Origin of the sequence: Marimonas lutisalis (genome assembly GCF_005434965.1) — a bacterium.
GTDB lineage: Bacteria > Pseudomonadota > Alphaproteobacteria > Rhodobacterales > Rhodobacteraceae > Marimonas_A > Marimonas_A lutisalis.
In genome coordinates, this window is sequence record NZ_SKCI01000001.1 from 531,928 (window position 1) to 552,273 (window position 20,346).

The 20,346-nt window shown below is 65.1% G+C and carries 21 protein-coding genes; 13 read left to right on the forward strand and 8 right to left on the reverse strand.

Annotated elements, in window-relative coordinates:
- Positions 1 to 45: 45 nt before the first annotated feature.
- The 6 genes from E0501_RS02575 to E0501_RS02600 all read right to left on the reverse strand — a co-directional run bounded on the left by E0501_RS02575 (position 46) and on the right by E0501_RS02600 (position 6,368).
- Positions 46 to 828, reverse strand: a complete 783-nt coding sequence (locus tag E0501_RS02575) for a helix-turn-helix transcriptional regulator (protein WP_137699782.1) — start codon at positions 826 to 828, stop codon at positions 46 to 48.
- 106 nt (positions 829 to 934) lie between these two features.
- Positions 935 to 3,109 carry an RNA degradosome polyphosphate kinase gene (locus tag E0501_RS02580; protein ID WP_137699783.1) on the reverse strand — a complete coding sequence of 725 codons (2,175 nt, stop codon included), beginning with the start codon at positions 3,107 to 3,109 and terminating at the stop codon, positions 935 to 937.
- Between the two features lie 93 nt (positions 3,110 to 3,202).
- Positions 3,203 to 3,811, reverse strand: a complete 609-nt coding sequence (locus tag E0501_RS02585) for a CIA30 family protein (RefSeq protein WP_235857729.1) — start codon at positions 3,809 to 3,811, stop codon at positions 3,203 to 3,205.
- A gap of 25 nt (positions 3,812 to 3,836) precedes the next feature.
- Positions 3,837 to 4,511, reverse strand: coding sequence for a P-loop NTPase family protein (locus E0501_RS02590; RefSeq protein WP_137699784.1), 675 nt, complete (start codon positions 4,509 to 4,511; stop codon positions 3,837 to 3,839).
- Positions 4,511 to 5,596 carry an AI-2E family transporter gene (locus tag E0501_RS02595; RefSeq protein ID WP_137699785.1) on the reverse strand — a complete coding sequence of 362 codons (1,086 nt, stop codon included), beginning with the start codon at positions 5,594 to 5,596 and terminating at the stop codon, positions 4,511 to 4,513. The genes E0501_RS02590 and E0501_RS02595 overlap by 1 nt, the downstream gene beginning before the upstream one ends.
- Before the next feature lie 244 nt (positions 5,597 to 5,840).
- On the reverse strand, positions 5,841 to 6,368 hold the full coding sequence (locus E0501_RS02600; protein WP_137699786.1) for a fasciclin domain-containing protein: 528 nt from the start codon (positions 6,366 to 6,368) through the stop codon (positions 5,841 to 5,843).
- A 200-nt stretch (positions 6,369 to 6,568) separates the two neighbouring features.
- On the opposite strand from E0501_RS02600, the gene proS reads away from it, so the two are divergent.
- From proS to E0501_RS02630, 6 genes are all read left to right on the forward strand, one after another.
- Positions 6,569 to 7,921, forward strand: coding sequence for a proline--tRNA ligase (gene proS / locus E0501_RS02605; RefSeq protein ID WP_137699787.1), 1,353 nt, complete (start codon positions 6,569 to 6,571; stop codon positions 7,919 to 7,921).
- A 2-nt stretch (positions 7,922 to 7,923) separates the two neighbouring features.
- Positions 7,924 to 8,883 (forward strand): serine hydrolase domain-containing protein, encoded by a 960-nt coding sequence (locus E0501_RS02610; RefSeq protein WP_137699788.1) that lies wholly within the window; start codon positions 7,924 to 7,926, stop codon positions 8,881 to 8,883.
- 39 nt (positions 8,884 to 8,922) lie between these two features.
- Positions 8,923 to 9,438, forward strand: a complete 516-nt coding sequence (locus E0501_RS02615; RefSeq protein WP_137699789.1) for a DUF2937 family protein — start codon at positions 8,923 to 8,925, stop codon at positions 9,436 to 9,438.
- A 51-nt stretch (positions 9,439 to 9,489) separates the two neighbouring features.
- A complete protein-coding gene (locus E0501_RS02620; RefSeq protein WP_137699790.1) occupies positions 9,490 to 10,782 on the forward strand; it encodes a lipoprotein-releasing ABC transporter permease subunit in 1,293 nt (430 codons plus the stop codon).
- Positions 10,775 to 11,458 carry an ABC transporter ATP-binding protein gene (locus E0501_RS02625; RefSeq protein WP_137699791.1) on the forward strand — a complete coding sequence of 228 codons (684 nt, stop codon included), beginning with the start codon at positions 10,775 to 10,777 and terminating at the stop codon, positions 11,456 to 11,458. The genes E0501_RS02620 and E0501_RS02625 overlap by 8 nt, the downstream gene beginning before the upstream one ends.
- 123 nt (positions 11,459 to 11,581) lie before the next feature.
- The gene (locus E0501_RS02630) at positions 11,582 to 12,577 is read left to right on the forward strand and encodes an Ldh family oxidoreductase (protein WP_407943394.1); all 996 of its coding nucleotides are present in this window, start codon (positions 11,582 to 11,584) and stop codon (positions 12,575 to 12,577) included.
- Positions 12,578 to 12,595: 18 nt separating this feature from the next.
- On the opposite strand, the gene E0501_RS02635 is transcribed toward E0501_RS02630, so the two are convergent.
- Positions 12,596 to 13,006: a PaaI family thioesterase gene (locus E0501_RS02635; protein ID WP_137699792.1), complete on the reverse strand. Its 411-nt coding sequence runs from the start codon at positions 13,004 to 13,006 to the stop codon at positions 12,596 to 12,598.
- Positions 13,007 to 13,129: 123 nt separating this feature from the next.
- Here E0501_RS02635 and E0501_RS02640 point away from each other — a divergent pair, with 123 nt between their 5' ends.
- The 3 genes from E0501_RS02640 to E0501_RS02650 all read left to right on the forward strand — a co-directional run bounded on the left by E0501_RS02640 (position 13,130) and on the right by E0501_RS02650 (position 14,508).
- Complete coding sequence (locus E0501_RS02640) at positions 13,130 to 13,534, forward strand: c-type cytochrome (protein WP_137699793.1); 405 nt, start codon at positions 13,130 to 13,132, stop codon at positions 13,532 to 13,534.
- 87 nt (positions 13,535 to 13,621) lie between these two features.
- The gene (locus E0501_RS02645) at positions 13,622 to 14,053 is read left to right on the forward strand and encodes a c-type cytochrome (RefSeq protein ID WP_407943395.1); all 432 of its coding nucleotides are present in this window, start codon (positions 13,622 to 13,624) and stop codon (positions 14,051 to 14,053) included.
- Between the two features lie 26 nt (positions 14,054 to 14,079).
- Positions 14,080 to 14,508, forward strand: a complete 429-nt coding sequence (locus tag E0501_RS02650; protein ID WP_137699794.1) for a c-type cytochrome — start codon at positions 14,080 to 14,082, stop codon at positions 14,506 to 14,508.
- A gap of 12 nt (positions 14,509 to 14,520) precedes the next feature.
- Here E0501_RS02650 and E0501_RS02655 read toward each other — a convergent pair whose 3' ends face one another.
- Positions 14,521 to 15,702: a BaiN/RdsA family NAD(P)/FAD-dependent oxidoreductase gene (locus E0501_RS02655; RefSeq protein WP_137699795.1), complete on the reverse strand. Its 1,182-nt coding sequence runs from the start codon at positions 15,700 to 15,702 to the stop codon at positions 14,521 to 14,523.
- A gap of 142 nt (positions 15,703 to 15,844) precedes the next feature.
- On the opposite strand from E0501_RS02655, the gene E0501_RS02660 reads away from it, so the two are divergent.
- The 4 genes from E0501_RS02660 to murC all read left to right on the forward strand — a co-directional run bounded on the left by E0501_RS02660 (position 15,845) and on the right by murC (position 20,345).
- The gene (locus E0501_RS02660) at positions 15,845 to 16,519 is read left to right on the forward strand and encodes an FkbM family methyltransferase (protein WP_137699796.1); all 675 of its coding nucleotides are present in this window, start codon (positions 15,845 to 15,847) and stop codon (positions 16,517 to 16,519) included.
- 118 nt (positions 16,520 to 16,637) lie between these two features.
- Positions 16,638 to 17,804, forward strand: coding sequence for a putative lipid II flippase FtsW (ftsW, locus tag E0501_RS02665; protein ID WP_137699797.1), 1,167 nt, complete (start codon positions 16,638 to 16,640; stop codon positions 17,802 to 17,804).
- 43 nt (positions 17,805 to 17,847) lie between these two features.
- The gene (gene murG / locus E0501_RS02670) at positions 17,848 to 18,951 is read left to right on the forward strand and encodes an undecaprenyldiphospho-muramoylpentapeptide beta-N-acetylglucosaminyltransferase (protein ID WP_137699798.1); all 1,104 of its coding nucleotides are present in this window, start codon (positions 17,848 to 17,850) and stop codon (positions 18,949 to 18,951) included.
- Complete coding sequence (murC, locus tag E0501_RS02675) at positions 18,948 to 20,345, forward strand: UDP-N-acetylmuramate--L-alanine ligase (RefSeq protein ID WP_137699799.1); 1,398 nt, start codon at positions 18,948 to 18,950, stop codon at positions 20,343 to 20,345. Before murG ends, murC begins: the two co-directional genes overlap by 4 nt.
- Position 20,346: the final 1 nt, after the last annotated feature.

Sequence of the window (20,346 nt, forward strand, 5' to 3'; positions counted from 1 at the left end):
CCCGGCCGTGAGTGACACCCGGCCTGCATGGCCGTGCCGTACGCCTCAGGCACGGTTGTTCGCATGCTCGATCACGAAGAGCTGTTTCTGAAGCGAGGCTTTCTGCACGGCCTGACCCGTCGTCTCGACGCCCAGTCTTTCGCGCGCCAGCCGCAGGTGCTTTTCAACCGTGACAGAGCTGAGCTTCATGAGTTTGGCGATGTCGTTCACGGTCTTGCCATCCGCCACCCACTGCAGGACCTCGCGTTGCCGCGGCGACAGAGGATTGCGCTGGCCGGCATGGGGCATCTGCGAAATCTTCAGATGCATGAGGTTGTTGAGAAGGAAAATCTCGTGGCCCTTCTCGTTCCAGAGGGCATCGACATCATCTTGCGACAGCCCCCGGCGGGCACACAATCCGATGACACTCCTGCTACGTTGGTTGAATTCGTCGAACCAGATCGTATAGCCCGCGACGATTCCCCATTTGGCACGCAAGGTGCTGAGTTCCTGTTCAGCCTCGGTCAGGTCTCCGGTTTTTTCCCGCTCGGCGAACGCGCGCCAACTGTGCGCGCCCGGTTCGTATTTCTCACGCGGCACGACGGCAGCCCTGTTGTTCAGTCCGCCGCGCACAATGACATCCGTGACTTCCTGTTCGTAACTGCTGAGAAACAGCATGTCGGACACGTCACCCCAGGCGCCATGGGTCCAAAGATTGGTCGTGCCATAGATCAGGCGATCGAAGCCGTAGTCCTTCATTTTTTCCAGGTGGAGGTCCCAGACTTCCTCAATCGACCGGCATCGGAGAACGCGTTCGGCGTGCTCGAAGAAAGGCGGAATTTTCCCCATGCGTTGAAACAGCTCTTAGCAGTTGCAAGTAAGGTGTTTCCGTCAGAAATGGGCTTTTCTCTGACCGGATTCAATCGCAATTGCCGGTTTCAGCCCCCGCGTGGCCTCAATCCTCGCTATGGGTCAGCTGCGGCACGTCCGAGGCGCCGGCGGAGCCGCGTCCGGAAAGCGAGGGATGCTCCATGAAGAAGCGGTGGGCCGAGAAGGCGAGGCTGTCTTCGGGTAGCCTTGCCCGGGAGAAATGGCCATCGGGGGCCATGACCCAGCTTTGCGCGACATCAGCCATGTTGGCGGCCATGATCTGTTCGGTGATCTGCGCCTTGACGGTCGGGTTCTGAATCTCGACCAGGGTTTCCACGCGGCGGTTGAGGTTGCGGCCCATCCAGTCAGCCGACGAGATGAACACGCGCGCCTTCTTGTGCGGCAGGCCCTTGCCGTTGCCGAAGCAGACGATGCGCGAATGTTCCAGGAAGCGGCCGATGATGGATTTGACACGGATGTTTTCCGACAGGCCCTTGATGCCGGGGCGAAGCCCGCAGATGCCGCGCACCACGAGCGAGATTTTCACGCCCGCCTGAGAGGCGGCATAAAGGGCGTCGATCACCTCGGAATCGATGAGCGCGTTCATCTTGGCCCAGATTTCAGCGGGCTTGCCGGCCTTGGCGTGCTCGATCTCGGCGGCGATCATTTCAAGAAGCTTGGGTTTCAGGCTGAGCGGTGAGATCGAGAGGTTTTCCAGCGCCTCAGGCTGGGCATAGCCCGAGAGGTAGTTGAACACCTTGGTGGCGTCGCGGCCAAGTGCCGGATCGCAGGTGAAAAGCGACAGGTCGGTATAGATGCGCGCGGTGATCGGGTGATAGTTGCCAGTGCCGTAATGGGTGTAGGTGACCAGCCGGTCGCCTTCGCGGCGCACCACGGTGGAAATCTTGGCGTGGGTCTTGAGGTCGAGGAACCCGTAGACAACATGCGCGCCCGAGCGTTCCAGCCGGCGCGACTGGCGGATATTGGCGGCCTCGTCGAAGCGGGCCTTGAGCTCGACCAGCGCCGTTACGGATTTGCCGTCTTCGGCGGCTTCGCAGAGCGCCTCGACGATCGGGCTGTCGCGGGATGTGCGGTAGAGCGTCTGCTTTATCGCCACCACGTCAGGATCGGCGGCGGCCTGCTTCAGGAAGCGCACCACCATGTCGAAGGTTTCGTAGGGGTGGTGCAACAGCATGTCCTTTTGCCGGATGGCGGCGAACATGTCGCCATCGAAATCCTGCACCCGTTCGGGCACGCGGGGCGTGAAGGAGGGCCAGAGCAGGTCGGGGCGTTCGTCGAGCACCAGCTGGCCCAGGTCGGCGATGCCGATCAGCCCGTCGATCTCGACGATCTCGTCGTCGGTGACGTGCAGTTCGCGCTTGATGAGTTCGAGCAGGGCAGGTGGTGCATCGGCGGAGATTTTCATGCGCACCACCTCGCCACGGCGGCGGCGCTTCAGGGCGGTTTCAAACTCGCGCACCAGGTCTTCGGCCTCTTCCTCGACCTCGAGATCGCTGTCGCGCAAGACGCGGAAGGCGCAATGGCCCCGGAGCGTATAGCCGGGAAAGAGCGAAGAGATATGTTCGAGCAGCAGGTCTTCGAGCGGCAGGAAGCGGTGGGTGCCATCGGCGGCGGGCAAGCGCACAAAGCGGTCGATCTGCTGCGGGATCGGCAGGAGCGCCTTCAACTCGCGCTTGTCGGTTTTGCGTTCGAGCTGAAGCGCCAGGGCAAAGCCGGTGTTGGGGATGAAGGGAAAGGGATGTGCCGGGTCGATCGCCAGCGGCGAGAGCACCGGGAAAACACGCGACAGGAACACGTCGCCGAGATAGGCGCGGTCGTCCTTGCTGAGCGTGTCGCGGGTGCAGAGCGAGATGCCGGCCTGCTGCATTTCGGTGGTCAGGCGGTCGAAGGTTTCCTGCTGGTGCGCCATCAGGCGGCGGGCATCTGCGTTGATAAGGACCAGCTGTTCGGTGGGCGAGAGGCCGTCGGCGGCGGGCGTGGTCACGCCTTCGCGGGCCAGTTCGCGCAGGCCGGCGACGCGGACGGTGTAGAATTCATCGAGGTTGGTGGCCGAGATCGAGAGAAAGCGCAACCGTTCGAGAAGCGGCACACGGGGGTTTTCGGCCTCTTCCAGCACACGCCAGTTGAAGCCCAGCCAGCTGAGTTCGCGGTTGTAGAAGCGGCCCGGGCCGGTGATGTCGACGTCGGGCAGATCGACCGGAGCAGCAAAGGGAGCGGCGAGGAAATCAGCGTTGGACATGGGCGACGATTACGAAGCCTTTGCGACAGATGCATAAACGGGCGGATCGGGATAGTGCGCCTTGTGCGGGGGGATGTCCAGATGCTGCCTGTTTCAGTAGAAACCGATTTCGCGGACGTCGACCTGTGCCTGGTGATCGCGCCCGAAGGCGACGATGCCCACCGATTTGATCCCGGTGGTGCGCGGCGTGTTGCGCAGCAGGCGACCCGAGGGTTTGAAAGCCGAGAATGGCAGGCGGATATCGGTCCACTCGCCGGGCGCGTCGAATCCCGCCTGGTAGTATTGCCAGGGCAGGACGGTGCCGGCGGTGCGCAGGTGTATGAAATAGCGCTGGTCGTTGCCGCGGACGATCAGGCGCAGGCCGGTGGCATCGGCGGGCGGCGGCGCGGGCAGGTCCATCCGCATCTGGATGAAACCGCCATTGTTGGCGGTGCTGACGGTGCCGGTGAGACGGGCGAAGGCGTTGCTACCTTCGGCAAGAAAGGAGACCTGGCCGCGCGAGAGGCCGCCCATCACCGTATCGGCGATGAAGCGCCAGCGGGTTTCGGGGGTGTTTTCGAAGGTTTCGAGCATCGTGGACTGAGCGGTTGCCGTGAGAGGGATGCCCAGGGTCAGCAGGGCGATGGCGGCGATTTTCAGGAGCGGGCGCATGCGTGTGGGATGATCCGGCTGGTGTGGCGGTTGGGAAAGATATGGGCGCATGGGCCGGCGCGCGCAAGCGGAGCGCCTAGCCGATCAGCCCGCCCACGACCTCGGCGGCGAGGTTGCGGTTGATCTCGCGCCCTTTTTCCAGCGCGGCATCGTCGAGCGCGGCGACCACGCGGCGGGCCATGTCGAAACTGCGGTCGATATGGCGGACAAGATAGGGAATGGTGTCGGGCGTGGGCGAAAGCTGCCGATCGGTGAAGAGCTTCATCAGCACGGCTGAGAGAAGCTGGTCATCGGGGCTTTCGACGATGACGGCCGAGGTGCCTTCAACGCGGCTTTTGAGATCGGGGAGAACGAGGCCCCAGCGCGAAGGCGCGATATGGGCTGTCATCAGGAGCGAATGGCCCTCGGCCAGCGCCATGTTGTGAAGGTGGAAGAGCGCCACTTCGGCCTGGGGATTGCCGGCGATCACGGGGGCGTCCTCGATCACGATGTTGCCGCGGGCGAGGGTGGGAATGTCGAGCGTGGGCAGGCTGCGCGCGGGCACGATCACGGCGCCAGACAATTCGGCCCAGACATGGGCGAGATGGGTCTTGCCCGCGCCCGACGGGCCGATCAGCGCCAGTTTATGGCTGGGCCAGTTGGCCCAGTTTTCGATCATCGCGACGGCTGTGGCATTGGCGGGCGAGACGAAGAACTCCTCGCGCCCGAGCGCCGTTCTGGCGGGCAGGTCGAACGTCAGTTGCCGGGCCATTATTCGGCGTCCTGCTCCGCGGCGGCCTCGCGCTCGGACAGTCCACGGTAGAGGCGGCTTTTGCGGTAGCGGTCGGCGAAGAAGCGGGTGAGCACGCCGATGGCAGCCGCGAGCGGCACCGCGACCAGCATGCCCACAAAACCGAAGAGCGAGCCGAAGACCGAAAGCGCGAAAATGAGCCAGACCGGATGCAAGCCGACCGATCCGCCGACGAGTTTGGGGGTCAGCAGGTTGCCTTCGATCACCTGGCCCAGCACGAAGATGCCGGCGACGAGGCCCAGCGAGATCCAGTCGCCCCAGAACTGGAAAAGCCCAAGCCCGATGGCCAGCGCGCCGCCGAGAATGGCGCCGACATAGGGGATGAAGGTGAGCGCGCCGGCGACGAAGCCCACAACGAGGCCGAATTGCAGGCCCACCAGCATCAGCGCCACGGCGTAATAGGTGCCGAGGATCAGGCAGACGGTGCCCATTCCGCGAATGAACGAGGCCAGCACGTTGTCGATCTGGCCGGCCAGATCGCGGATCATCGGGGCGTGGTCGCGCGGCAGGAGCTCGTCGATCTTGGCGACCATGCGATCCCAGTCATAGAGCAGGTAGACCGCGACCACGGGCACGATGACGAAAAGAAGCGCGATGTTGATGATCGAATAGGCCGAGCTGAGCACCGCCTCGAGAAGCTGGCCGCCGCGTTCCTGCACCTTTTCGCCCACCGTCAGCAGCGACTTGCGCAGCGTGCTGTCGGCATCCATCAGCGAGGGAAATTTCTCGGTCAGGAAAGCCTGAAGATCCTGCGCGAGCCGTGGGGCGGTGTTGAACAGTGCGATCGACTGTTCGACCAGTGTCGGGATGACGAGCAGGGCCATGATGACGAAGATCAGCACGGCGAAAAAGGCGATGATCCCGGTGGCCACGGCGCGGCTGGCGCCCATGGCTTCTAGGCGGTCGGCCACGGGATCGAGGAAATAGGCGACCGCGCCGCCCAGGACGAAGGGCAGGATCACATCGCCCAGGTACCAAAGCGCCAGCACGAAGACGAGCGTCGCGATGCCCCAGTATTTCAACTGATCCCGAACCGGAAGTGCCATGTCGTTCCTTACCCTTGCCGCCCCTATGTCGCCGCTGGGCGGGTGCAATTCAAGGGCTTATTGGCTGGCGTGCTCTTCCCGGCGCTTGCCCGCAACGTGAAGACCCCGCCCCCGGGGGAGGGCGGGGCCGTCTTTCGCCGCGGGGACCGCGCCGATGTCAGGCGGGTCGCATGCCGGGCAAAAGAACCTTGCCGATCATTGCCGTCCTCGCCGCGATGGTGCGATCGTGGCGGCGACGAGCAGGTTACATGCAGGACGGATCGTTGCCCGGCAGGATCACCTTGTCGATGACGTGGATGACGCCGTTCGAGGCTTCGATATCGGCGATCACCACCTTGGCCATGCTGCCGGAACCGTCATCGAGCATGACGCCGTCATCACCCTTGGTCACGCAGACCTTGGCGCCATCAAGCGCGGTGTCGGCGCCCATCGTGCCCGCGGCGATATCGCCCGACATCACCTTGCTCGGCACCACGTGATACATCAGCACATTGGTCAGATCGCCCTTCATTTCCGGTTTGAGCAGGTTTTCGACGGTGCCCGCGGGCAGGGCGTCGAAGGCGTCATCGGTGGGGGCGAAGACGGTGAACGGGCCTTCGCCGGCGAGCGTTTCGCCAAGCCCCGCGGCGGTGACGGCGGCGACCAGCGTTTCAAAGCGGTCGTCGCCCGCGGCGATGTCGACGATGGATTGGGAATGCGACCCGGCATGCGCGGCGCCTGCGGCGGCAGCAAATGCGGTGGCAGCAAGAGTGGTCTTCAGAAACGTCTTCATTGTGGTCCTCCTATAAGGGCCGTTGATCGAGCCCGTTGCTGTTGATCGTGTGGGCACTACGCGCAGAGGGGGCGGGGCGGATCACCATCCTCAAGCGTGTGTGAAGCGATGTCAGGTGCGCGTGATCGGGACGCGGTGCTTGTATGCCTGCGCGCAAGCGCCTAAACGGAGATCGAATGCGAAATGACCAGAGGTTCGTGATGCGCCTGTCCCGCTATTTTCTTCCCGTTCTCAAGGAAAACCCCGCCGAGGCCCAGATCGTCAGCCACCGGCTGATGTTGCGGGCTGGCATGATCAAGCAGGCCAGTGCCGGCATCTATTCCTGGCTTCCCTTGGGCTTCAAGGTGCTGCGCAAGCTGGAAAACATCGTGCACGAGGAACAGGTGCGCGCGGGCCATATCCCGATGCTGATGCCGACGCTGCAATCGGCCGACCTGTGGCGCGAGAGCGGACGCTATGACGATTATGGCGAGGAGATGCTGCGCATCACCGACCGGCACGGGCGCGACATGCTTTACGGGCCCACGAACGAGGAACTGGTCACCGATATCTTCCGCGCGCACGTGAATTCCTACCGTGACCTGCCGCTGACGCTCTATCATATCCAGTGGAAGTTCCGCGACGAGATCCGCCCGCGTTTCGGCGTGATGCGGGGGCGCGAGTTCCTGATGAAGGACGGCTATAATTTCGACCTGACCAAGGAAGACGCGCTGCATGCCTATAACCGCCACCTGGTTACCTATCTGCGCACCTATGAGCGCATGGGGCTGCAGGCGATCCCGATGCGGGCCGACAGCGGGCCCATTGGCGGCGACGACACGCATGAATTCCTGGTGCTGGCCGAAACCGGCGAGTCGGAGGTGTTCTATGACAGTGCCGTCACCGATATCCGCCTGGGCGAGCGCGAGATCGATTACGACAGCGTTGAGCAGTGCCGGGCGGTGATGGAGGAGTTCACCTCGCTTTACGCGCGGACGGACGAGACCCATGACGAGGCGGCCTTCAACGAGATCCCCGAGGAGCGCCGCCGCGTTGCGCGCGGTATCGAAGTGGGCCAGATCTTCTATTTCGGGACCAAGTATTCCGAACCGATGGGGGCCACTGTGCAGGGCCCGGACGGCAAGCCGGTGCCGGTGCACATGGGCAGCCACGGCATCGGGGTGAGCCGCCTTGTCGGCGCGATCATCGAGGCGAGCCACGACGACAAGGGCATCATCTGGCCCGAGGGCGTGACGCCGTTCCATGCGGGGGTGGTGAACCTGAAGGTGGGCGATCCGGAGGCCGACCTGGCCTGCGACGCGATCTGCACGGCAATGGAGGCGGTGGGCCTTGAGCCGCTTTACGACGACACTGACGAGCGTGCAGGCGCGAAGTTTGCCACTCAGGACCTGATCGGCCTGCCGTGGCGGATTACCGTGGGGCCGCGGGGCCTGAAGAACGGCGTCGTGGAACTGACCAGCCGCCGCACTGGCGAGAGCGAGGAGCTGTCGCCCGAGGAAGCGGTGAAGAAGCTGGCGAAGATCTACGAAGGTCATCTGGTGCGCGGGCTCTGAGCATGCTGGCGCGCCTGCTGACCCTGCTGCTGTGCCTTGGCGTGGCGGCGGGTGCGGCGGGGGCGCAGGACCGGGCCACGATCGACCGCGTAAACGCGGCTGTTGAGAGCTGGGCGAACGGGATCGGTGCGCGGGAAACAGCCCACGCCGTAACCTATCGCGGCGCTTTGGTTGCCCGTGAGGGCGAGGACCGCCCGGTCGAGCTGGCCAGCCTGTCGAAGATGATCGCCGCCGTCTGCGTGGCGCAGGCGGTGACGGCCGGGCGCCTGACCTATGACGACACGCTGGGCGAACTGCTGGGTGAACGGGTGCGCTTTGGCGATCCGCGCGTGGCCGGGGTGACGGTGGGCCAGCTGATCACCCACAGTTCCGGGATATGGCCCGATGGCACGCAGACGGTGATGCACGAGTGGGTGGATGACCCGGAGCCGCGTCACTGGCAGGTGGCCGAGGCGGCGCTGGAGCGCGGCTGGCAGGCGGGCACGCCAGGTGCATTTCGCTATAACAACGAGAATTACGCGATCCTGGGGGCCGTCTATGATGCTGTGACAGGTGGGCAATACGCGGCAGAGTGTGGAGCAATGTCAGGCGCGACGCCCTCGCCCAGGGCGGGCGCATACCTGGCTTGGGGCGGCTGGCAGATGCCGATTGCCGAGCAGGCGTTATTCTGGGCCCGCTGGTTCGGCGATGGGGGCGAGATTTCGGAAGCGCCCGAAACCTATCCGCATATCGTGGTCGAGGGCGGCGCGGGCTATGGCATGGGTGTGTTCCAGCGCAGAACGGGCGAGGCATGGAATTTCTGGCATGCCGGGGCGCTGTGCATGCCCGGGCGACTGAACGCCGGAAGCTGGGCGGTGATCTGGCAGGGCGAGTGGGGCGTCAGCGTGGCGGTCGATACCTGCCCCGCCTGGGAGGATTTCGGCGCATTGGACCGGGCGCTGATCGCGGCGGTATTCAGGTAGCGCCATTACTGGTATGATCTGCGGAAAACGAGGCAGAGCATGTTCCTGAGAGCGATCACTTTGGCCGGCGGACTGGCCGGGGCGGCGGGGCTGTCGCAGTTTCCCGAATTCAGCCAGCAATACGTGCAGCGGCTGGGCGGCGCGGTGGACGAGCTGGCGCGCTTTGTCGCCGAGTTCGATGCGGATGCCGCCGCGGTGGGCATGGAGCGCAGCGCGGCGCTGGCCGACTTGGCGCAGGGTGGTGCGATGGGCGCAAAGCGAGCCGAAACCATGGGGCGCACGATCACCCGGTATGAGCGGCTGTCGGGCGACCTGGCGGCGCTGAAGGCGGCGGGGCCGTTCACGCGGGCCTATCGCGCGGGCCACCTGGGCGATGCCGAGATTGCGGCGGCCGCGTGGAAAGAGTTCAAACCGGCGCTGCCCCTGAATTTCGAGGGGGCCGTGTTCGGCGGCGCCGGGTTCGTGGCGGGTTTCGCGATCGTGGGCGCGGCGTTGGGATTGCTGGGCCGGCTGTTTAGGCGGCGGAAACCGGCATCGGGCGCGGCATCAGCTTGACCTGACCCGCCCCGCGGCGCAGATTGCGCGCAAACAACCCTGAGAGCAGGCATGGCAGGCAGCACACCCCCCTTTGCCCCCTTCGAATTCATGATCGCCTGGCGATACTTGCGGGCGCGTCGGGCCGAGGGCGGCGTGAGCGTGATGACCTGGATCAGCCTGATCGGCATCACCCTGGCGGTGATGGCGCTGATCGCGACACTGGCGGTGCGGTCGGGCTTTCGCGCGGAATTTGTCGACACGATCCTGGGCGCCAATGCGCATGTGACGATCTACAATTCGGCGCAGGTGGACGAGCGCGGACGTGTCGACCGCACGATCCGGGATTACGAGGACATGGCCGAGCGGGTGCGCGCCGTGCCGGGCGTGGAACGCGTGGCGCCGCTGGTCAAGGGCCAGGTGATGGCCAATGCGGGCGGGCGCAATGCAGGTATCGAAGTGTTCGGGATCAGCGCGGCGGACCTGAAAACAATTCCGCGCATCGTCGAGCCGCAGGCGGCCTTTGGCGATATCGAGCGCTTTGGCGGCGACAACGCGGTTGCGATCGGATCGGGGGTGGCGCGCGAACTGGGCGTGGCGGCGGGCGACCGCATCAAGATCATCAGCCCCAACGGGGTGAAGACCGCCTTTGGCACCAGCCCGCGGGTAAAGGCCTATGAGGTGGTCTATGTCTTTACCGCCGGGCGCTATGACATCGACCGGACACGGGTTTACATGCCCTTTGCCGAGGCGCAGGCGTTTTTCAACCGCGAGGGCGTGGCCGACGAGCTGGAAGTGATGGTGGCCGATCCCGAGAGGATCGAGGAGATGAGCGTGCCGCTGCTGAAGGCGGCGGGCGAGAGGGCGCTTTTGTGGAGCTGGCGCGATGCCAGCGGCAGTTTCCTGCGCGCGCTGGATATCGAGGACAACGTGATGTTCGTGATCCTGTCGATCCTGGTGCTGATCGCGGCGATGAACATCACTAGCGGGCTGATCATGCTGGTCAAGAACAAGGGGCGCGATATCGGCATCCTGCGCACGATGGGGCTGACCGAAGGATCGGTTCTGCGGGTGTTTTTCATCTGTGGGGCCTTCACCGGCATCATCGGCACGGCGATGGGGGTGCTGCTGGGCTGCCTTTTCGCGATCTATATCGATCCGATCTTCGCCGTGATAAACGCGCTGTCGGGCGGCAATGTGTGGGATCCGGCGGTGCGGGGGATATCGTTCCTGCCCGCCAAGCTGCAACTGGGCGACGTGATGAGCGCGGTGCTCTTGTCGCTGGGCCTGTCGTTCATCGTCACCATCTTCCCGGCGCGCCGGGCGGCGCGGATGAACCCGGTGGAGGCGTTGCGCTATGAGTGAGGCGGCGCTGGAGCTGAAAGGGGTCGAAAAGACTTACAACAAGGGCAAACCCAACGCGGTCGAGGTGCTGTCGGGCGCCGATCTGCGGGTGGCCGAGGGCGAGCTGGTGGCGCTGGTGGCGCCATCGGGGGCGGGCAAATCGACGCTGTTGCACATTGCCGGGCTGCTGGATGTAGCGGATGCGGGATCGGTGCGGATCGGCGGGCATGAGATGGTGGGGCTGAGTGATCGCCGGCGCACCGCGGTGCGGCGTCAGGAGGTGGGTTTCATCTACCAGTTCCACCACCTGCTGCCGGAGTTCACCGCGCTGGAAAACATCGTGCTGCCGCAACTGGCCAATGGCGTTGGCCGGGCCGAGGCCGAGACCCGTGCCGCCGACTTGCTGGCGCGGGTGGGGATCGGCAACCGGGCCGATCATCGCCCGGCGGCGATGTCGGGCGGGGAGCAGCAGCGCGTGGCCTTTTGCCGGGCCTTGGCGAATGAGCCGCGGCTCTTGCTGGCCGACGAGCCCACGGGCAACCTTGATCCCGCAACCTCGGACACGGTGTTCGAGACTCTGATCGAGCTGGCGCGCGGCACCGGCCTGTCGGCCCTGATCGCGACGCATAACATGGAGCTCGCGGCGCGGATGGACCGGGTGCTGCGGATGGAAAACGGGGTGCTGGTGGCGGACTGAGGCCCCGGCCCCGGACACGGCGCCCACCCACCCACCCCGCCGTGCCCGGGGCCGGGCGCACCCCGCCGGTGCCTGCGCGGTTTGGCAGCGGCGGGAAAATGAGTATTTTTGCCAAGAAAGAGCATGGGGAGAGACGAGATGGTGAGCGTGACGCGGACCGAGATCGAGGCGCAGACGAAAAAGGCGCTGGTGGCGCACGGTGCCGAGGACTGGGTCGCCGCAAGCGTGGCCGACGCGGTGGGCGAGGCCGAAGCGGCCGGCAACCGGATCTGCGGGCTGTATTACCTGGAAAGCTATTGCCAGCAGCTGCGCAGCGGCCGGGTGAAAGGCGATGCCGTGCCCGAGGTGTGGCGGCCGAAACCGGGCGCGGTGATGGTGGATGCGAAGCTGGGCTTTGCCCAGCCCGCGTTCGAGCGCGGGTTGCCCGAGGCCCTGGCCGCGGCGCGCGAATGCGGGGTGGCGAGCCTGGCGGTGGGCCATGCGCATACCTGCACGAGCCTTGGTTATTTCACCGGCCAGATCGCGCGGGCGGGTATGATCGGGCTGGGGTTCACCAATGCCTCGCCCATCGTGGCGCCGCCGGGCGGCAAGACGCGGGTGATCGGCACCAACCCGATCGCCTTTTCGGTGCCGGACGGCAAGGGCGGCGTGGCGATGCAGTTCGACCAGTCGACGACGACGGTGGCGCTGGGCAAGATCACCATGGCCAAGGCCGCGGGCGAGAGAATTCCGGAAGGCTGGGCCGTGGATGCCGAGGGGCGGCCGACCACCGATCCGGAGGCCGCGCTGGGCGGGTCGCTGGTGAGCGTGGGCGGCTACAAGGGCTGGGGGTTCGGCCTGATGGCCGAGTTGCTGGCGGCGGGGCTGACCGGCGGCGTGGTGAGCCGGGACGTCAAGCCGCTGAAGGCGCCCGAAGGGCCGCCGCATGATCTGGGCCAGTATTACCTGCTGATGGACCCAGACCTGTCGGGCGTGTTTATGGAGCGTCTGGCCCAGGTGGCCGAGGGGGTGGCGCTGGACGAGGGCGCACGGATGCCGGGGCAGGGCAAGGTCCTGGCCGACCCGATCGAGGTGGAAGACAAGGTCTGGGCGCAGACGCTGGAGCTGGCGGGGGTCTGAGCGCTGGTGCGGGCCAGCTCAGGGTAGGAAGAAAGTCGCGGTCGCGGTGGCCACGGGTTTTTCCGACGGCTCGGCGATTAGGGAGGCGCGGGTGAAGATCAGCGCCTTGCCGGCGCGCACGATCTCGGCTTCGCAGCGGATGCGGTCGCCGGTGCCGGGGCGCAGGAACTGGGTGTCGAGATTGGTGGTGGCGACGGGGCGAAACTCGCCCAGCATCCCGGCGCAGGCAAAGACCATCGCGGTATCCGCCATCGCGGCGAGCGCCTGACCCGAGACGATCCCGCCGACGCGCATCAGCTGATCCGAGACCGGCATGGTGAGCGTCGCGCCCCGGGCGTCGATGCGTGCGATGGTGAGATCGAGCGCCTTGACCCAGGGGGCGAAATTTTCGTCGAGAAAGCGTTGCGCGACGTCGGTGGTGAGAGACATGGCCTGGTCCTGTATCTGGTGCACACGGAGTTTTGCACGCGGCGGGTTGATGATCCAGATCATTGATTTCGTGCAGGTAAGCGGCCATGGTGGGATGACAGACGCTAAAGAAAGGCGCGAGCAATGAGCAGGACGGCGTGGAGTATCGCTGTGGCAGGGACAATGGCCGCGATGGTGGCGGCCTGCACCGACATGGCGCCGCATCCCGGGCGACAGACCTTCAATCTTTATTGCGCGAGCTGCCACGGGCAAAGCGGTATGGGCGACGGGGCGATGGCCGACGGCCTGCCGGTGCCGCCAGCCGATCTGACCGTACTGAAGGCCGGCAATGACGGGGCGTTTCCGACCGAGTTCGTGATGGCGACAGTCTATGGCTATCCCGGTAAGCACGAGTTTTCTGTGATGCCGGAATTCGGCCCGCTGCTGGAGGGGCCCAAGCAGATCTGGGTATCGCCCAAGGGCGAGGAACTGATGACACCCGTGGCGCTGATGGAACTGGTCGGTTATCTGGAAACGATCCAGCGCTAGGGCATGATCGGGATCAAATGGCCCGGCGTGAAAGTTGTGTTAGAGTTAATTCGATAAACTTGGGGCGATGGTTTGAAGGAGAGGCCCATGATCTGGCCGATGGAACGAAAATGGCGGCAGCTGGTCGCGGGTGTGATGATGCTGGCGGCGGTACCGCTGGCGGTGCGTGCACAGGATGCCGGCGAGGGTCAGCGGCTTTATGAGCAGCATTGCGCCACCTGTCACGGGCTGGATGGCAAGGGCGCGGGGCCGATGGCCTCGGTCCTGCTGGTGCAGCCGGTGGACCTGACGCGGCTGGAGGCGGACAATGAAGGCGCCTTTCCACTGTTGCGGGTGATCCGCAGGATCGACGGGCGCGACCCGCTGGTCAGCCACGGCAGCCCGATGCCGGTTTACGGCGATTTCTTTGAAGGTGACGACACGCCGATGAAAACGCAAAGTGGCCAGCCGGTGATGACCAGCAGGGCGATTGCCGATCTGATCGCCTATCTTCAGGGGCTGCAGGCCGCACCGGAATAAGGGCCGAGACGAACAGGGAGACGGCGATGACCGCAGGATGGAAAAGCGTACTGGCGGGCAGCGGTGCCACGCTGGCGCTGGTCGGATGCATGAGCCAGGAAATGCCGGGGCCAGGCGAGGGCGCCCTGCTGTTCGCGGAGAATTGCGCGATGTGCCATGGCGTAACGGCGACCGGTGATGGAGAGCTGGCCCGCGAGTTCAAGGCCGAGACCGGGCGGGCGCCGAGCGACCTGACGACGATCACGCGGCGGCACAAGGGCACGTTTCCGCGGGCCTATGTGCTCTCATACATCGACGGCTATACACGCGGGCGACTGCCGCAGCAGAACATGCCCGAGTTCGGGTTGCTGCTGGAAGGGCCCGAGGTGCCGCTGGATACGGGCGATGGCGTGATGTCGCCGGTGCCGCGGCCGCTGGCGGCGTTGCTGGCCTATCTGGAGAGTATCCAGCGCTGACGTGGCTGGGTTTCAACTCGCGGCCGTGATGGCGCGCGCTGCTGCGATGGCGGAGCTCCACGCCCATTGGAAGTTGAACCCGCCGAGCCATCCCGTGACATCGAGGCATTCGCCGACGAAGTAGAGGCCCGGCAGATTGGCCGACATCATGGTTTTCGAGCTGATCCGCGCGGTGTCGACGCCGCCGCCGGTCACTTCGGCGGTGCGCCAGCCTTCGGTGCCCGACGGGATGAGCGCCCAGTGATGCACGTGGTCGCACAGGGCGCGCAGGGCGGTGTCGGACTGATCGGCGAGGTTGCCGGAAAGCGCCCACTCTTCTGCCAGGGATTGCGCAAGGCGCGCGGGCAGGAACTGTGCCAGGGCGGTTGCCATGGATTTGCGGCCGGCCTCGTGGCGCAGGGCGCGCAGCTGGTCGAAAATGTCGGTGGCCGGCGCGAGGTCGACCTCGATAGGTGTTCCCTCTTGCCAGAAGCTGGAAATCTGCAGGATCGCGGGGCCCGAAAGGCCGCGATGGGTGAAGAGCATCGCTTCGTCGAAATGCATGTCGCCAGCCGTGGCGCGCACCGGGAGCGAAATGCCCGCGAGCGGCGCGAAACGGTTCTCGGGGAAGGTGAGCGGCACGAGGGCGGGGCGGGGGGTGACGATATCGTGGCCGAACTGGCGCGCGATGTCATAGGCGAGCCCGGTCGCACCCATTTTCGGGATCGATTTGCCGCCGGTGGCAACAACGAGGTTGCGCGACCGCACGGTTTCATGCCGTCCCGCGCTTTCGAGCGTGGAGACAAAGCGCGCGCCGTCATGTGACAGATCGACCAGCGCGGTTTGCAGCTGCAGCAGTGCGCCGGCCTGCGCCATCAGGCCGCGCAGCATGTCGACCACCTGGGTGGATTTGCCATCGCAGAAGAGTTGGCCCAGCGTTTTTTCGTGCCAGGCGATGTTGTGGGCATCCATCAGCGCGATGAAATCCCACTGAGTATAGCGTGCGAGCGCAGACTTGGCGAAATGCGGGTTCTGGCCGTGAAAATTGGCTGGTTCCGTCCACATGTTGGTGAAGTTGCAGCGCCCGCCGCCGGAGATGCGGATTTTCTCGCCCGGGGCTTTGGCGTGGTCGATCACAAGCGTGCCCGGGCCGGCATGGGCCGCGCACATCATGCCGGCGGCGCCGGCGCCAAGGACGAGGGTTTCGAGTTCCATGGGCGGGAGGTGGCGCAGGGCTGGCCTGAGATCAAGGGAAAATCTGCCCGGTCCAAGCAACGGATCGGGCGTGGATTTGCTTTATCGTCCGGGCGCGGTGCGCTAAGGGAAGCCGAGCGATCAGTGCGACGGGAGCAGGTGCATGAAGAAATTCGGAGAGTTCTGGGTGCCTGACGCGGATGCGCGCGGAGCGAGAAATCGCCGGAAGATGGAAGGCGCGTTCGTGGGCAAGCAAGGCTCGATCGAGCCTCTGCTGAAGGCGATCGAGATCATGCAGGCGCAACCGGGCGCCGAGACGCTGGCGGACAGGAGCGCCATTGACGCGGGGGCCAATGTCGGCTCGTACACGCGGGTCATGGCGCGGCATTTCGCCCATGTCCTGAGCCTTGAGCCGTCGCCCGATACCTTTGCCTGCCTGGAGCGCAACGTCTTTGAATGGGGCATCCTGCCCAAGGTGCAGCCCTACATGGCTGCCGTGTCCGACAGCCGGTCCTACGTGCGTATGGGCACATCCTTTGGGCGTCTGTCGATCACCCGCAAGGTGACGGGCAAGGGCAACATCCCGGCGTTGGCGCTGGACAGTTTCGGACTGCAAAACGTGGGTCTGCTGAAGCTCGATGTTGAGGGATTTGAGGAAAAGGCGCTGATCGGGGCCAAGGCGCTGATCGCGGACTCCCGGCCATATGTTTTCATGGAGGTGAAGCCGAAGGAAGAAGAGGCGAGCGAGCGCCCCTATGCGGCGCAGAACCTGCTGCTTGGCATGGGCTATGAGGTGATCGCCGAACTGGGGGCGAACCGGCTGTACAAACCCGTGTGAGGCCAAAGGCCGCCGCCGGCGCGAATCGCATGCTTCCCTTGAGCGAATCGCCGTGATAGAGTGCCGGAAACGACCCCGAAAACGGGGCGGATGAGGCAGATTTGGCGGTGATTTATCCATGACGGAAATGGTCTATGGCGCGGTGCCCGTGCAATCGGGCGAACCGATCTTGCCCAAGTGGTGGCGCACGGTGGACAAGTGGACCTTGTCCTGCATCATGATCCTCTTTGGTATCGGCCTTCTGCTGGGGCTGGCCGCCTCGGTGCCGCTGGCCGAGAAGAACGACTTTGGCGCGTTCCATTACGTGACCCGGCAGGCCGTTTTCGGCGGTGCGGCGCTGGTGGCGATGCTGATCACCTCGATGATGAGCCCGAACCTGGTGCGGCGCCTGGCGGTGCTGGGCTTCCTGGCGGCCTTCATCGCGATCCTGGGCCTGCCGTTCCTGGGCACCGATTTCGGCAAGGGCGCGGTGCGCTGGTATTCGCTGGGCTTTGCCAGCGTGCAGCCGAGCGAGTTTCTGAAACCCGGTTTCGTGGTCGTGGCGGCCTGGATGATGGCGGCAAGCCAGGAGATCAACGGACCGCCGGGCAAGAGCCTGTCGCTGATCCTGGCGGGGGTCATCGTGATCCTGCTGGCGTTGCAGCCCGATTTCGGGCAGGCGGCGCTGATCCTGTTTGGCTGGGGCGTGATGTATTTCGTGGCCGGCGCGCCGATGATCCTGCTGGTGGTGCTGGCCGGCCTGGTGGTTCTTGGCGGGTCCTTCGCCTATAATTCGTCCGAGCATTTCGCCCGCCGGATCGACGGTTTCCTGAACCCCGATGTCGATCCCCGCACGCAGCTGGGCTATGCCGCCAACGCGATCCGCGAGGGCGGATTTTTCGGTGTTGGCGTGGGCGAAGGCCAGGTGAAGTGGAGCCTGCCCGACGCGCACACCGATTTCATCATTGCCGTGGCCGCCGAGGAATACGGGCTGGTCCTTGTCCTCGTGATCATCGCGCTATATGCGAGCGTCGTCGTGCGCTCGCTGATGCGGCTGATGCGCGAGAGGGATCCGTTTATCCGGCTCGCGGGCACGGGGCTGGCGGCGATCTTCGGCGTGCAGGCGATGATCAACATGGGGGTCGCGGTGCGGCTCTTGCCGGCCAAGGGGATGACCCTGCCTTTTGTCAGTTACGGCGGATCCTCGCTGATTGCCGGGGGGATCGCGGTGGGCATGCTTTTGGCCTTTACGCGGACGCGGCCGCAGGGTGAGATCGACGAGATTTTCCGGGGGCGGGGACGCTGACCGGCGGACGGTGCGCGATGGCGCGCACCTTACGGAGTGAGAGATGGCAGAGAAGCAACCGCTTCTGGTAATCGCGGCGGGCGGCACGGGCGGGCATATGTTTCCCGCCCAGGCGCTGGCCGAGGTGATGCTGCGCAAGGGCTGGCGGGTGAAACTGTCGACAGACGCGCGCGGGGCGCGCTACACGGGTGGGTTCCCGCATAGTGTCGAGATCGAGCAGATGGCGAGCGCGACCTTCGCGCGGGGCGGGGTGCTGGCCAAGCTGGCGGTGCCGTTTCGCATTCTTGGCGGTGTGCTGGCGGCTACCTGGCGGATGCGGCGCGACCGGCCCGACGTGGTGGTAGGCTTTGGCGGATACCCGGCGATCCCGGCGATGGGTGCGGCGTGGCTGTTGCGCCTGCCGCGGATGATCCATGAGCAGAACGGCGTGCTGGGCCGGGTGAACCAGGTTTTCGCCAAGCATGTGGACAAGGTCGCCTGCGGAACCTGGCCCACCGATCTTCCTGAAGGCATAGAGGGCGTGCATGCCGGCAACCCGGTACGCGGTGCGGTGCTGGAACGCGCGGCGGCCCCCTATATCGCGCCCGGAGATTACCCGATGTCGGTGCTGGTGATCGGGGGCAGCCAGGGCGCGCGCATCCTGAGCGACGTGGTTCCGCCGGCGATCGCGTCGCTGCCGGTGGAGATGTTGCACAACATCCGCGTGAGCCACCAGGCGCGCGACGAGGATGGCGAGCGGGTGGCCCGTTTCTATGAGGAGCACGGGATCGCGGCGGATGTGCAGCCGTTTTTCCAGGATGTGCCGCGCCGTATGAGCGAAGCGCAGCTGGTGATTTCGCGCTCGGGCGCGTCAAGCGTTGCCGATATCAGCGTGATCGGGCGCCCGGCTATCCTGATCCCCTATGCATATGCGGCGGGCGATCATCAGACAGCGAATGCACGGGGCCTCTCGGGGGCAGGCGGTGCGATCGTCATTCCCGAAAGCCAGCTGGGCGTCGAGGTGATGGCTGAGCAGATTGCCAACGTGCTGGGAAATCCCGACGGAGCGTCGCAGATGGCGCGGGCCGCATTGTCGGTTGGCAAGCCTGAGGCGACCGAGGAACTGGTGGCGCTGGTGGAAGAGTTGGCAGGGAAAGACAAGGCATGAATGCAGCGACGAAACTTCCCGGGGACGTGGGGCCCATCCATTTCGTTGGGATCGGCGGCATTGGGATGTCGGGGATTGCCGAGGTGCTCTTGAACCACGGCTACGTGGTGCAGGGCAGCGACCTGAAACGCTCGAAGATCACTGAGCGGCTGGAAGGCATGGGCGCGACGATCTTCGAGGGCCAGACCGCCGAGAACCTGGAAAACGCCGAGGTGGTGGTGATTTCGAGCGCCATCAAGCCGGGCAATCCCGAGCTGGACGAGGCGCGCCGGCGCGGTCTGCCGGTGGTGCGCCGGGCCGAGATGCTGGCCGAGCTGATGCGGCTGAAATCGAATGTCGCGGTTGCCGGAACGCACGGCAAGACGACGACCACGACGATGGTCGCGGCACTGCTGGATCATGGCAATTTTGACCCGACGGTGATCAACGGCGGTATCATCCATGCCTATGGATCCAACGCACGCGTGGGCGACGGCGAATGGATGGTGGTCGAGGCCGATGAAAGCGACGGCACCTTCAACCGGCTGCCTGCGACGATCGCCATCGTCACCAATATCGACCCCGAGCACATGGAGCACTGGGGCACGGAGGAGAACCTGCACCGCGGGTTCTATGACTTCGTGTCGAACATCCCGTTCTACGGGCTGGCGGTGTGCTGTACTGACGATCCGGACGTGCAGGCGCTGGTGGGCAAGATCACCGACCGGCGGGTTGTGACCTTTGGCTTTAACGCGCAGGCGGATGTGCGGGCGGTCAACCTGAGCTATGAGAAGGGCGTGGCGCATTTCGATATCGCGCTGCAGGCCGAAGACAAGGTGATCGAGGGCTGCACCCTGCCGATGCCGGGCGACCACAATGTCAGCAATGCGCTGAGCGCAGTTGCGGTGGCGCGGCACCTGGGCATGAAAACCGACGAAATCCGCGAGGCGCTGGCCGCGTTCAAGGGCGTCGGACGGCGATTCACCCGCGTGGGCGAGGTGAACGGCGTCACGATCATCGACGATTACGGCCACCACCCGACCGAGATCGCCGCCGTTCTGAAGGCCGCGCGGCAGGCCACGGAGGGCCGGATCATCGCCGTGCATCAGCCGCATCGCTATACCCGGCTGCATCACCATTTCGACGAGTTCTGTTCGTGTTTCAACGAGGCCGACGTGGTGGCGATTGCCGAGGTTTATGCCGCCGGCGAAGAGCCGATCGAGGGCGCGAACCGCGATGCGCTGGTGGCCGGGCTGATCGCGCATGGGCACCGGCATGCCCGCGCCATCGACGATCTGGACGATCTGGTGCGGCTGGTGAAGGAACAGGCGCAGCCGGGCGACATGGTGGTCTGCCTTGGCGCCGGCACGATCAGCGCCTGGGCCAATGCGCTGCCCGAGAAGCTCAAGGTGTGAC

Coding starts and splice junctions, on each gene's coding strand:
- E0501_RS02575 (WP_137699782.1), bottom strand. CDS start 828: ATGGGGAAAATTCCGCCTTTCTTCGAGCACGCCGAACGCGTTCTCCGA.
- E0501_RS02580 (WP_137699783.1), bottom strand. CDS start 3,109: ATGTCCAACGCTGATTTCCTCGCCGCTCCCTTTGCTGCTCCGGTCGAT.
- E0501_RS02585 (WP_235857729.1), bottom strand. CDS start 3,811: ATGCGCCCATATCTTTCCCAACCGCCACACCAGCCGGATCATCCCACA.
- E0501_RS02590 (WP_137699784.1), bottom strand. CDS start 4,511: ATGGCCCGGCAACTGACGTTCGACCTGCCCGCCAGAACGGCGCTCGGG.
- E0501_RS02595 (WP_137699785.1), bottom strand. CDS start 5,596: ATGGCACTTCCGGTTCGGGATCAGTTGAAATACTGGGGCATCGCGACG.
- E0501_RS02600 (WP_137699786.1), bottom strand. CDS start 6,368: ATGAAGACGTTTCTGAAGACCACTCTTGCTGCCACCGCATTTGCTGCC.
- proS (WP_137699787.1), top strand. CDS start 6,569: ATGCGCCTGTCCCGCTATTTTCTTCCCGTTCTCAAGGAAAACCCCGCC.
- E0501_RS02610 (WP_137699788.1), top strand. CDS start 7,924: ATGCTGGCGCGCCTGCTGACCCTGCTGCTGTGCCTTGGCGTGGCGGCG.
- E0501_RS02615 (WP_137699789.1), top strand. CDS start 8,923: ATGTTCCTGAGAGCGATCACTTTGGCCGGCGGACTGGCCGGGGCGGCG.
- E0501_RS02620 (WP_137699790.1), top strand. CDS start 9,490: ATGGCAGGCAGCACACCCCCCTTTGCCCCCTTCGAATTCATGATCGCC.
- E0501_RS02625 (WP_137699791.1), top strand. CDS start 10,775: ATGAGTGAGGCGGCGCTGGAGCTGAAAGGGGTCGAAAAGACTTACAAC.
- E0501_RS02630 (WP_407943394.1), top strand. CDS start 11,582: ATGGGGAGAGACGAGATGGTGAGCGTGACGCGGACCGAGATCGAGGCG.
- E0501_RS02635 (WP_137699792.1), bottom strand. CDS start 13,006: ATGTCTCTCACCACCGACGTCGCGCAACGCTTTCTCGACGAAAATTTC.
- E0501_RS02640 (WP_137699793.1), top strand. CDS start 13,130: ATGAGCAGGACGGCGTGGAGTATCGCTGTGGCAGGGACAATGGCCGCG.
- E0501_RS02645 (WP_407943395.1), top strand. CDS start 13,622: ATGATCTGGCCGATGGAACGAAAATGGCGGCAGCTGGTCGCGGGTGTG.
- E0501_RS02650 (WP_137699794.1), top strand. CDS start 14,080: ATGACCGCAGGATGGAAAAGCGTACTGGCGGGCAGCGGTGCCACGCTG.
- E0501_RS02655 (WP_137699795.1), bottom strand. CDS start 15,702: ATGGAACTCGAAACCCTCGTCCTTGGCGCCGGCGCCGCCGGCATGATG.
- E0501_RS02660 (WP_137699796.1), top strand. CDS start 15,845: ATGAAGAAATTCGGAGAGTTCTGGGTGCCTGACGCGGATGCGCGCGGA.
- ftsW (WP_137699797.1), top strand. CDS start 16,638: ATGACGGAAATGGTCTATGGCGCGGTGCCCGTGCAATCGGGCGAACCG.
- murG (WP_137699798.1), top strand. CDS start 17,848: ATGGCAGAGAAGCAACCGCTTCTGGTAATCGCGGCGGGCGGCACGGGC.
- murC (WP_137699799.1), top strand. CDS start 18,948: ATGAATGCAGCGACGAAACTTCCCGGGGACGTGGGGCCCATCCATTTC.